The organism is Streptomyces sp. CB01580, assembly GCF_001905795.1.
Taxonomy (GTDB): domain Bacteria; phylum Actinomycetota; class Actinomycetes; order Streptomycetales; family Streptomycetaceae; genus Streptomyces.
Genome location: NZ_LIXJ01000003.1, coordinates 188,839 through 200,733, shown reverse-complemented (window position 1 = coordinate 200,733; position 11,895 = coordinate 188,839). Strand labels below are relative to the sequence as shown.

General features: G+C 71.5%; 9 protein-coding genes. 5 read left to right on the top strand and 4 right to left on the bottom strand.

The annotated features are described in order from the left end of the window. Positions 1-7: 7 nt before the first annotated feature. Complete coding sequence (gene glnA, locus AMK22_RS05975) at positions 8-1,369, bottom strand: type I glutamate--ammonia ligase (protein ID WP_073782170.1); 1,362 nt, start codon at positions 1,367-1,369, stop codon at positions 8-10. A 243-nt stretch (positions 1,370-1,612) separates the two neighbouring features. Here glnA and AMK22_RS05970 point away from each other — a divergent pair, with 243 nt between their 5' ends. The 5 genes from AMK22_RS05970 to AMK22_RS05950 all read left to right on the top strand — a co-directional run bounded on the left by AMK22_RS05970 (position 1,613) and on the right by AMK22_RS05950 (position 7,836). Beyond that, complete coding sequence (locus AMK22_RS05970) at positions 1,613-2,335, top strand: DUF3105 domain-containing protein (RefSeq protein ID WP_073782169.1); 723 nt, start codon at positions 1,613-1,615, stop codon at positions 2,333-2,335. After that, a complete protein-coding gene (locus tag AMK22_RS05965) occupies positions 2,332-3,093 on the top strand; it encodes a DUF305 domain-containing protein (protein WP_073782807.1) in 762 nt (253 codons plus the stop codon). The genes AMK22_RS05970 and AMK22_RS05965 overlap by 4 nt, the downstream gene beginning before the upstream one ends. Positions 3,094-3,285: 192 nt before the next feature. Next, positions 3,286-3,711, top strand: a complete 426-nt coding sequence (locus AMK22_RS05960; protein WP_073782805.1) for a CBS domain-containing protein — start codon at positions 3,286-3,288, stop codon at positions 3,709-3,711. Positions 3,712-4,207: 496 nt separating this feature from the next. Next, complete coding sequence (locus tag AMK22_RS05955; RefSeq protein ID WP_073782803.1) at positions 4,208-5,974, top strand: multicopper oxidase family protein; 1,767 nt, start codon at positions 4,208-4,210, stop codon at positions 5,972-5,974. Between the two features lie 101 nt (positions 5,975-6,075). Continuing rightward, positions 6,076-7,836: an NAD+ synthase gene (locus AMK22_RS05950; RefSeq protein WP_073782801.1), complete on the top strand. Its 1,761-nt coding sequence runs from the start codon at positions 6,076-6,078 to the stop codon at positions 7,834-7,836. A gap of 216 nt (positions 7,837-8,052) precedes the next feature. Here AMK22_RS05950 and AMK22_RS05945 read toward each other — a convergent pair whose 3' ends face one another. From AMK22_RS05945 to AMK22_RS05935, 3 genes are all read right to left on the bottom strand, one after another. Continuing rightward, positions 8,053-9,075 (bottom strand): endonuclease/exonuclease/phosphatase family protein, encoded by a 1,023-nt coding sequence (locus AMK22_RS05945; RefSeq protein WP_075806949.1) that lies wholly within the window; start codon positions 9,073-9,075, stop codon positions 8,053-8,055. A gap of 289 nt (positions 9,076-9,364) precedes the next feature. Further along, positions 9,365-10,012, bottom strand: a complete 648-nt coding sequence (locus AMK22_RS05940; RefSeq protein WP_073782168.1) for a TetR/AcrR family transcriptional regulator — start codon at positions 10,010-10,012, stop codon at positions 9,365-9,367. A gap of 159 nt (positions 10,013-10,171) precedes the next feature. Beyond that, a complete protein-coding gene (locus AMK22_RS05935) occupies positions 10,172-11,806 on the bottom strand; it encodes an MFS transporter (protein WP_073782167.1) in 1,635 nt (544 codons plus the stop codon). Positions 11,807-11,895: the final 89 nt, after the last annotated feature.

Genomic DNA, 11,895 nt, shown 5'->3' with positions numbered 1-11,895 from the left:
CCAGCTCCTACAGCACCGGCAGCAGGTTCTTCAGCTCGAAGGCGGTGACCTCGCTGCGGTACTCCTCCCACTCCTGCTTCTTGTTGCGCAGGAAGAAGTCGAAGACGTGCTCGCCGAGCGTCTCGGCGACCAGTTCGCTCTTCTCCATCAGCGAGATCGCCTCGCCCAGGTTCTGCGGCAGCGGCTCGATGCCCATCGCGCGGCGCTCCGCGTCGGACAGCGCCCAGACGTCGTCGTCGGCGCCGGCCGGGAGTTCGTAGCCCTCCTCGACGCCCTTGAGGCCCGCGGCGAGCAGGACCGCGTAGGTCAGGTACGGATTGGCGCCGGAGTCGATGGAGCGGACCTCGACGCGGGCCGAACCGGTCTTGCCGGGCTTGTACATCGGGACGCGGATCAGCGCGGAACGGTTGTTGTGGCCCCAGCAGATGTACGAGGGAGCCTCGCCGCCGGCGCCCGCGGCGCGGGAGGAGCCGCCCCAGATGCGCTTGTAGGAGTTGACCCACTGGTTCGTCACGGCGGAGATCTCCGCGGCGTGGTTGAGCAGGCCGGCGATGAACGAGCGGCCGATCTTGGAGAGCTGGTACTCCGCGCCCGACTCGTAGAAGGCGTTGCGGTCGCCCTCGAAGAGGGAGAGGTGCGTATGCATGCCCGAACCGGGATACTCGGAGAACGGCTTCGGCATGAACGTCGCCTGCACGCCCTGCTCCAGCGCGACCTGCTTCATCACGAGGCGGAACGTCATGATGTTGTCGGCGGTGGAGAGCGCGTCCGCGTACCGCAGGTCGATCTCCTGCTGGCCGGGGGCGCCCTCGTGATGGCTGAACTCGACCGAGATGCCCATGGATTCGAGCATGGTGATCGCCTGGCGCCGGAAGTCCATGCCGACGTTCTGCGGGGTGTGGTCGAAGTACCCGGAGCTGTCGGCGGGGGTGGGCCGGCTGCCGTCGACGGGCTTGTCCTTCAGCAGGAAGAACTCGATCTCCGGGTGAGTGTAGAAGGTGAAGCCCAGGTCGGAGGTCTTGGCGAGGATCCGCTTCAGGACGTAGCGCGGATCGGCGAAGGACGGCGAACCGTCGGGCATCAGGATGTCGCAGAACATCCGGGCCGTGCCGGGTGCCTCCGCGCGCCACGGCAGGATCTGGAACGTGCCCGGGTCGGGTTTGGCGATCATGTCGGACTCGTACACCCGGGCGAAGCCTTCGATGGCGGAGCCGTCGAAGCCGATTCCCTCGTCAAACGCCTGTTCCAGTTCGGCGGGGGCCACGGCGACGGACTTGAGGTAGCCGAGGACGTCGGTGAACCACAGCCGTACGAAGCGGATGTCGCGCTCCTCAAGCGTCCTGAGGACGAATTCCTGCTGCTTGTCCATAGCCACATCCTTGCAGTTCAGACGGTCTGTGCACCACCGCCCGGGGTAGGGGAGGAGCTCCAGTATCACGACCCGGGATTTCACCCAGATTACGCACCTGGAGTGAGATGGAGCACCCGGCCACCCACTACGATCTGCGCCCATGGCACGCGTGGGGCGGAGCCGCTCGGCGGCGGCCCGGGGCGTGCCGGTTTCCCGGTCTTTTCCGTCCCTTCCCGCTTCCTCGCAGAAGGACCCGACGACATGAGCCTCGACCCTCGGACCCGCCCGGAGCAGACGCGCGACGCCGACCGCTCGCGTGACCGCCGCACCCGTGTCACGGCCATAGGCCTGAGCGTCCTCGTCGTCGTCGGCCTGGTCGGGTTCGGCTCGTACACCCTGCTGAACGAGTCCGAGGCGTCGGAGAACGAGCGGAGCGTCCGGGCGGACGACGCCAAGGCACCCGCGCCGGACCGGAACGGAGCGGGCCGGAACGATCCGGGGCCGGACGGGCCGGGGCGCAGCGGGTCCGCCGACGGGCCGATCCGGGGGCTGAGGACGTGGGACGCGTCCAAGCTGACCCGCAACCACGTCGACGGGCCCGTCGCGTACCCCATGAAGCCCCCGGTCGGCGGTGACCACAACCCCGTGTGGATGAACTGCGACGGCGAGGTGTACGAGAAGGCGATCCCCGATGTGAACGCCGTGCACTCGCTGGAGCACGGAGCGGTGTGGGTGACGTACACGAACAGGGCCGCGGACGCCGACGTCGCCGAGCTCGCCGCGCGGGTCGGCAGGACGCCGTACTCGCTGATGAGCCCGTACGAGGGCCAGGACGGCGCGATCATGCTGACCGCCTGGGGCAACCAGTTGACGGTGGACGGCGCCGACGACCCGCGGGTCGACCGGTTCTTCTCGGCGTTCGTGCAGGGGCCGCAGACGCCCGAGCCCGGCGCGACGTGCTCGGGCGGGCTGGGGGCCTCGTGACCGGGGTACGGCGCGACCGGCGCGTGGCAGTACGGGCGGCGGGCTCCGCCGCGCTGCTCGCGCTGCTGTTCGCGGGGGCGGCGACGGTCGCCTCCGCCCGGGACGACGGGGCCCGGGACGGTGGAGCCCGTGGCGGCGGGGCGAGGGGCACCCACTCCCCCACCGCCCTCCGCGTGCCCGGGGCGGACTCCGCGGACGCCGGGTTCGCCCGGGACATGGCGGCCCACCACCAGCAGGCCGTGGAGATGTCCTTCATCGTGCGCGATCGCACCCGGGACGAGGAGGTGCGCCTCCTCGCGTACGACATCGCCAACACGCAGGCCAATCAGCGGGGCATGATGCTCGGCTGGCTGGACCTGTGGGAGCTGCCGAAGACGGCCCCGGGCGGGCAGGGGCCGATGTCCTGGATGACGGACGGCCACCCGGGACACACGGGGGACGCAGGACACGGGGGCCTCACGGGACACGCCGGGCACGCGGGACACCCGCCCCGCGACGGTTCCCTCATGCCCGGCATGGCCACCCGGGCCGAACTGGACCGGCTCCGCGCGGCGGGCGGCAGGGACGCCGAGGTCCTCTACCTCCGGCTGATGAGCGACCACCACCGCGGCGGTGTCGACATGGCCCGCGGCTGCGTCCGGCTGTGCACGGTCGGGGCGGAGAAACGGCTGGCCCAGGGGATGGTGGAGGCCCAGCGGTCCGAGCTGGACGCGATGGCCGCGATGCTGGAGGCGCGCGGGGCGAAGCCCCGGTCATGAACGGCCCCGGGCTCCGGCGTCGAAGTGCCACCTGCCGTGCGACGGCACTTCGACGCCTGGACCCGGCGGTTCCCTCCGGACCCCGAATACACCCGAACGGGCTATAGCGGTCGCATACCCCGAACGGACGTACGACGATGGATGTTCTCGGGAGTGAACGGCATGCCCGTCGGCACGCAGGAGGAATCCCTCATGACCACTGCGAAGGACATCATGCACACCGGGGCCACCTGGATCCCCGCGCACGAGACGCTGGACCGGGCCGCGCAGCTGATGCGCGAGCATCACGTGGGCGCGCTGCCCATCTCGGCCAGCGGCGAACAGGACCGGATGATCGGCATCCTCACGGACCGCGACATCGTGCTCGGCTGCGTGGCGGAGGGACGCGATCCGTCGAGGGTGACCGCGGGCGACCTCGCCCACGGCACCCCGCGCTGGATCGATTCCGACGCGAGCGTGGACATGGTCCTGGAGGAGATGCAGACCCACCAGATCCGTCGGCTTCCGGTCGTCGAGAACAAGAAACTGATCGGCATGATCAGCGAGGCCGACCTGGCGCGGCACCTCTCCGACGAGCAGCTCGCCTGCTGGATGGAGAAGGTGTACGCACGCGGTTGACGGGTCCACGCACCACACGCGTCCTGGACTCGTGTTCGACGGCCCGGCACCCCGCCCCACGGGGTCGCCGGGCCGCTGCGTGCCCGCCCCGCCGAGCGGGCGAGCAGCCGCCCGTACGCCTCGCCCCGGCCGGGAGCGCGCACCCGTGCCGATACGTTTCCTCACAGGCCTGCCGGGCTTCCTCGCATCCCGTCCGCCCTCCCACGCATCCGGACGCGCCTCCCCGCGCGGGGGGTACCCAACCGGGGTAAGGTGCCCGACATGACCCTGAGTAGATGTGCGACATACGGACAGTTGTCTCTGTTCGTGGCGCTGCTCATCGGGATCGCCCACCTCCTCGCGGGTGTCGCGGCGCGGATGCCGTCGATGCCGTGGCCGGTCCCCCGGCCCGGTCCGGCCCTCCGCGCGCCGTCGCCGGTGCTGTGCATAGAGAAGGGGCACCTCCCCCCTCCCCAGCAGCCCGCCGTACCGACAACACCTCGAGGTGCTCTCCGTCATGCGCACTCCACCCACCCGACGCGCCGTGCTCGGCGCGGCCGCCGCCACCGCCGGTACGGCGTTCCTGGCCTCCTGCTCCGGTGAATCCGACCCGGACCGCCGCGCCCCGCAGAGCGGTGGCGCGAACGCCGGCGGCCCGGAGCGCGGCAGCGCGAGCCACGGAATCCCCCACCACGGGAAGTCCTGGGACGAGTACGTCTCCCCCGACGGGAAGGAGGTCGCCGAAGCCGAGGCCGAACGACGCTCCGGTCCCCACCGGAAGTTCCACCTCACCGCCACCCCGTCCCGCCTGGACCTGGGCGGCGGCCTCGTCGTCGGTTCCTGGGCCTACGAGGCCCGGCTGCCCGGCCGGGAGCTGCGGTTCACGGTGGGCGACAACGTAACGGTCACGCTCGCCAACCACCTCCCGGAGGCCACCACGCTGCACTGGCACGGCCTCAACGTGCGCAACGACATGGACGGCGTCCCCGACCTCACGCAGCGGCCGATCAAGCCGGGCGAGGAGTACTCCTACCGCTTCAAGGTGCCGCACCCGGGGACGTACTGGTTCCACCCGCACACGGGCGTCCAGCAGGACCGGGGGCTGTACGCGCCCCTGATCGTGGAGGACCCGAAGGAGACACTGAAGTACGACAAGGAATGGGTCGTCGTCCTCGACGACTGGGTCGACGGAGTCGGCGGCTCCACCCCGGACGCGGTGCTCGACGAGCTGAGCGGCGGCCGGGGCGGCATGGACCACAGCGGAAAGCGCCACGGCTCCATGGAGCGCACCCACGGGGCGGACGAGACGGACGAGGAGGGCAGGGCGGACGAGACGGACGGCAAGAACGACGCGGACGACACCCGGCGCGGCGGCCCCTCCGGCTCGCCCGGCTCCCCCGGGCGGCGCTCCGGACCCTCGCGGATCATGCGGCACGGCTTCAGCAAACTGCTCGACAGCCACGGCGGCAACGTCGACTACCCGCACTACCTGATCAACGGCCGCGTCCCCAAGGCCCCCACCACCTTCCTCGCCAAGCCCGGCGAACGCATCCGGCTGCGCATCATCAACGCGGGCGGCGACACCGCCTTCCGGGTCGCACTCGGCGGCCACCGGATGACGATCACCCACACCGACGGCTACCCGGTCCAGCACACCACGACGGACGCCCTGGTGCTGGGCATGGGAGAGCGCTACGACGTGATCGTCACCGCCAAGGACGGGGTGTTCCCGCTGACCGCGCTCGCCGAGGGCAAGCGGGCGACGGCCCTGGCCCTGCTGCGCACCGGGATGGGCACACCGCCCGCCGCCCATGTGCGGCCCAAGGAGCTGAACGGGAAGCTGGTGGAGGCCACGCAGCTGTCGCCGCACCCGTCCGTGGCCCTGTCCGCCCGGAAGCCCGACCGGACCATCCGGTACAAGCTGACCGGCACGATGAAGGCGTACGACTGGGGCTTCGACCACGAGCCGTACTCGCCGGACCGGCGCCGCCCGGTCGCGGCGGGCGAGCGCGTGAGGCTGGAGTTCTTCAACATCACCTCGATGTGGCACCCCGTCCATCTGCACGGGCACTCGTTCGGCCTGGTGGGGACGTCGGGTCCGGCGCACCGCGCGTCGCACCGGCGCGAGTGGCAGTGGGCGCGCAAGGACACCGCGATCGTCCGGCCGAACAGTTCCGTTGCGATGGAGTTCGAGGCGGACAACCCCGGCCTGTGGATGCTCCACTGCCACAACATCTACCACTCGGACGTGGGCATGATGACGGTCCTCGGCTACCTCCGCTGATCCCCGCGGACCCCGCCGCGCCTCTCGCCCCGGCGGGTGCCCGGCGGCGCCCGCGCTCCCCGCCGGGACATCGCGTCAGTCAGACGATTACACTGGTGCGCGTGCCTCAACTACGTCTCGCACTGAATCAGATCGACTCGACCGTCGGTGATCTCTCCGGCAACGCCGAGGCGATCGTCCACTGGACCCGGCACTCCGCCGAACAGGGCGCCCATCTGGTGGCGTTCCCCGAGATGATGCTGACCGGCTACCCCGTCGAGGACCTGGCCCTGCGGTCGTCCTTCGTCGAGGCGTCGCGCCGGACGCTGCGCACGCTCGCCGCCCGGCTCGACGCGGAGGGGCTCGGGGAGCTGCCGGTCGTCGTCGGCTACCTCGACCGTTCCGAGACGGCCCAGCCGCGCTACGGCCAGCCGGCGGGCGCCCCGCAGAACGCCGCCGCCGTGCTGCACCGCGGGCAGGTCGCGATGACCTTCGCCAAGCACCACCTCCCGAACTACGGCGTCTTCGACGAGTTCCGCTACTTCGTGCCGGGCGACTCGATGCCGGTGGTACGGGTGCACGGCGTGGACGTGGCGCTGGCGATCTGCGAGGACCTCTGGCAGGACGGCGGCCGGGTGCCGGCCGCGCGGGCGGCGGGCGCGGGGCTGCTGCTGTCCATCAACGCCTCTCCGTACGAGCGGGACAAGGACGACACCCGGCTGGAGCTGGTCCGCAAGCGGGCCCAGGAGGCCGGCTGCACCACCGCGTACCTCGCGATGATCGGTGGCCAGGACGAGCTGGTCTTCGACGGCGACTCCATCGTCGTCGACCGCGACGGCGAGGTGATCGCCCGTGCCCCGCAGTTCGCCGAGGGCTGCGTGGTCCTCGACCTGGACCTGCCGGCCGCCGCGACCGGGGCCGACGCGGCGTCGGGCGTGGTGAACGACGGGCTGCGGATCGACCGCCTGGTGCTCTCCGAGGACCCCCTCCCCGCGTACGAGCCGGAGCTGGCCGGGGGATACGCCGAGCGGCTCGACGACGACGAGGAGCTGTACTCGGCGCTGGTCGTGGGCCTGCGGGCGTATGCCGCGAAGAACGGTTTCCGCAGTGTGCTGATCGGGCTGTCCGGCGGCATCGACTCGGCGCTGGTCGCGGCCATCGCCTGCGACGCGCTGGGCGCGCAGAACGTGTACGGCATCTCGATGCCGTCGAAGTACTCCTCGGACCACTCCAAGGGCGACGCGGCCGAACTGGCCCGCCGCACCGGGCTGAACTTCCGCACCGTACCGATCGAGCCGATGTTCGACGCCTACATGGAGTCGCTGGGGCTCGCCGGTCTCGCCGAGGAGAACCTCCAGTCCCGGCTGCGCGGCACGATGCTGATGGCGGTCTCCAACCAGGAGGGCCAGATCGTCCTCGCGCCGGGCAACAAGTCCGAGCTGGCGGTCGGCTACTCGACGCTGTACGGCGACTCGGTCGGGGCGTACGGGCCGATCAAGGACGTCTACAAGACGTCGGTCTTCCGGCTCGCGAAGTGGCGCAACCGCGCCGCCGAGGAACGCGGGCAGACCCCGCCGATCCCGGAGGCGTCCATCACCAAGCCGCCCAGCGCCGAGCTGCGCCCGGACCAGGTCGACACGGACTCGCTGCCCGACTACGACGTGCTGGACCGGATCCTGGAACTGTACGTCGACCAGGACCGGGGGCTGGCCGACATCGTCGCGGCGGGCTTCGACGAGGCGCTGGTCGCGAGGACCCTGCGGATGGTGGACACGGCGGAGTACAAGCGGCGGCAGTACCCGCCGGGCACGAAGATCTCCCCGAAGGGCTTTGGCAAGGACCGTCGTCTGCCGATCACCAACCGGTGGCGCGAATCGGTCTGAGCGACGGGACGGCGGGCCGTCGTGGGCGGGCCGGCGACGACCGGCCCGGCAGCGGCGGCCCCGTCGTCCACGGACCCGGCAGGCGGGCAGTGCTCCGGTGAGCCGTGGTGCGTCGTCGCCGTGCCTCGATGCCGGTGAGCCGATGCGGCCCCGCCCGGACCCGGACCCGGATCCGAGGCCGGGTCCGGGTCCGGGCGGGCCGGGAGCGAGTGCGCGTCAGAGCCGGACGCGCGCCGCGATGGGGAGGTGGTCGCTGTCCGTCGCCGGGAGCGTCCACGAGGACACCGGCTCGACGCCCTTCACGAGGATCTGGTCGATCCTCGCCATCGGGAAGGACGCCGGCCAGCTGAAGCCGAAGCCGTCGCCCGCCGCGCCCTGGGTGGACCGCAACTGCGAGGTGACGGCGTTGAGCGAGCGGTCGTTCATCGTCCCGTTGAGGTCGCCGAGCAGGATCACCCGGTCGAGCCGTTCGTCGGCGATGGCCTCGCCCAGGGTGTCGGCGCTGTTGTCGCGCTGGTTGGCGGTGAACCCGGCGTGCAGCTTGACGCGCACGGACGGCAGGTGGGCGACGTAGACGGCGACGTCGCCCCCGGGCGTCGTCACCGTGGCACGCAGTGCCCGGGGCCAGCCCATCTTGATGTCGACCGGCCGGGCGTCGCGCATCGGGTGCTTGCTCCACAGGCCGACGGTGCCCTGCACCGAGTGGTACGGGTAGCGGTCGGCGAGCGCCGCCTCGTACTTCGCCACCTCGTCGTTCGGCAGTTCCTCCAGGGCGATGACGTCGGCGCCGGAGCCCGCGACCTTCCGGGCGGTGCCCGCGGGGTCGGGGTTGTCGGCGCTGACGTTGTGGCTGGCCACGGTGAGGTCGCCGCCCTCGGCCGACTTGCCGGTGAGCAGACCGCCGAACAGGTTGAGCCAGACCGCGACCGGCAGCAGCAGGGCGATCAGCGCGGTCGCCGAGCGGCGTACCAGGGCCAGGACCAGCAGCAGCGGGACGAGCACGCCGATCCACGGCAGGAACGTCTCGGTGAGGCTGCCCAGGTTGCCGACGGCGTTCGGGATCTGCGCGTGGAAGACCATCACGAGGGTCATGAGGACCGAGCAGACGGCCAGGACGACACCGCGCCGCCAGATGCCTCTGGCCCGGCTCCACCGGTCGCGCAGGTCCCGGACACGGGGCCCGGTGCTCCGCGCCTCCGCGCGGTCGTTCCCGGTGTCCGCTCCGTACGCCTGCACCATCGCGCTGTCCTCACTGCCTTGCCGTACGTGTCGCCGCGCTCCCGACCCTAGGCGATGCGCGGGGTGTTCCCGACCGTCCACGACGGTGGTACTGCCACAAGGACGAAGGGCGGGGGCCGATGAGTTCCGACGGGGCGGGTTCCGCCGGGGCTTGTGACAGAACGATCACAGTCCACGGGTACGGTCCCGCTCACTCCCCCGGTCCCCCCCGGTCTCCCCAGTCCGGCTTCACCCTCACAGGCTCCGGGCGCGGACGCCGTCGCCGTGGCCGTCCATGGGACCGGTCCGGTCAGGGGCGGGCCGGCGCCAGCCCCTCGCTCAGGGTGCGGATGATGCGGTCGGCGAGGTCCTCGGGCAGGGGCGCGTCGGGCCGGTGGATGGTGCGGACGAGCATGGGCCCGAGGAACAGGTCGTTCATGAGTTCCACGTCCAGGTCCGCGCGGAGTTCGCCCGCGTCGACCGCCCGCCGCACGGCGGCCAGCATGGCGGTACGGCGGGGCGCGATCACCGTGCACTGGTACTCGGACCACAGCTTGGGGTGGCTCTTCATCTGGGCGAAGACGTTGTGGAGCAGGACGGAGGAGCGCTGGGCGAGGCCGCGCCTGCGCAGCGAGTCCAGCAGCAGCCGCAGGTCGTCGAGACCGGCCGTGCCGGAGACGGCGGGTTCCGGGGGCTCGATATCGCGCAGGACGTCGACGAAGAGTTCCTCCTTGCCGCTCCAGCGCCGGTAGATGGTCGCCTTGCCGACCCCGGCGGTCCTGGCGATCCGCTCGATGGACAGCGCGGCAAGGGGCTCACCGGCCTCCAGCAGCCCGACGACGGCATCCAGGATCGCCCGCTCGGCCGCCGCGCTGCGCGGCCGGCCCCTGCGCGGTTCCGGATCCTTCCCGGCCGGGCGGTCCCGGTCCGGTACCTGTGCCTGTGCCGTCACGTGCATCCACCTCTCGCCGCACCGTCCGCCGCACCGATTCTCGCCGACGGCGACGACGCCCCGGTGTGCCGCCCTCGCCGCCCCGGGGTCCGGGCCGGTCCCCGGGGCGGCGCTTCCCGGTCCTCCGGAGTCCTTCGTTCCCGGAGGACTCCGGAGACGTTCTTCTCAGTCCTCCGTGACCGTCACCGGCGCGCCCCGGCCCGTACGGACGGACGCCCCTTCCTCGTCGGCCCCTCGGGGAGCCCGGCCGACGGGCGCCCTGCCCGGCAGGAACAGCGCGACCACGAGCGCCCCCACCAGGGCGACGCCGGCCGAGCAGAGGGCGGTGACGTGCATGGCGTCCAGGAACGCGTCGTGCGCCGCCGTGACCAGCGGAGCACCCGCGGGACCCATTCTCTCCGCGACGGCGAGCGTCGCCTCGATCGACTCGCCCGCCACGTCCCTGGCACCGGCCGGGAGCGCGTCGAGATGCCCCTCGATGCCGCCGCGGTAGACGGTGGACAGCACCGAGCCGAGCACGGCGATCCCGAGCGCCCCGCCGACCTGCCGGAACGTGTTGTTGACGGCCGATCCGGAGCCCGCCCTCTCCCGGGGCAGCGTCTGCATCACGGAGACCGTGACCGGCGTCATCACGTGCGCCATGCCCGTGCCCTGGACGAAGAACAGCACGCACAGCACCCAGACCGGTGTGGTGGCGTCGAACAGGGCGAACGCCGCGAGTCCGCACGCGACCATCAGCAGGCCGACGGTGCACACCGCGCGGGCGCCGAACCGGTCCACGACCAGCCGAGCGCGCGGCGCGAAGACCATCTGGGCGGCGGCCAGCGGAAGGATCAGCAGACCGGCCTGGAGCGCGGTCCAGCCCCGCACGCTCTGCATGTAGAACGCGGAGAAGAAGGTCACGCCCATCAGCGCGAAGAAGATCAGCGCGATGGCGGCGACGGCCGCGGCGAACGGCGGCTGCCTGAAGTACGTGACGTCCAGGGCGGGGTGGCTGCTGCGCCGCTCATGCCACACGAACGCGGCCAGGACGGCCAGACCGCCGACGATCGGGATGAGCACCGCGGCGTCCGTGAAGTCGCCGAGTTCGCCGCCGCGGATGATGCCGTAGACCAGCAGGACCAGGCCGACGACGGAGAGCAGGACGCCGAGCGGGTCGATCCGGCCCGGCTTCGGGTCCTTGGAGTCGGGCACCAGCAGCACCATCGCGATCAGGGCGACGACCACCACGGGAACGTTGACGAGGAAGATCGAGCCCCACCAGAAGTGTTCGAGCAGCAGACCGCCGGTGATCGGGCCGATCGCGATGCCGAGGCCGACGCTGCCGGCCCAGATGCCGATGGCCTTGGGCTGCTCGTCGCGCTCGAAGACGTTCATCAGGACGGCGAGCGTGGCCGGCATGACGAACGCGGCGCCGAAGCCCATGACGGCACGCCAGGTGATCAGCTCACCGGGCGAGCCGGACAGGGCGGCCAGGGCCGAGCCGACGCCGAAGACGAGGATGCCGAAGAGCAGCACCTTCTTGCGGCCGACCCGGTCGCCGAGCAGCCCCGCCGTGAACAGGAGCCCGGCGAAGACGAGCGTGTAGGAGTTGATGGCCCACTCCAGCTCGCTCTGGGTGGCACCGATGCCGGTGGGTGCGGGACTGGCGATGGTCTTGACCGCGACGTTCAGGATCGAGTTGTCCAGAACCACGATGAGCAGACTGAACATCAGAACGGCGAGGATCGCCCAACGGCGGCGGTGGACCGCCTCGGGGACTTGGGGCAGGGCGGTGCGAGCGCCCGACGGTATGGACATGGCCGGGAGCCTACCCGAATTCGATACGAGACCGTCTCGTATAGGTAAACTCCCCGCCGGGAGCGGGTCCTGAGCCGGGGACGGGGCGC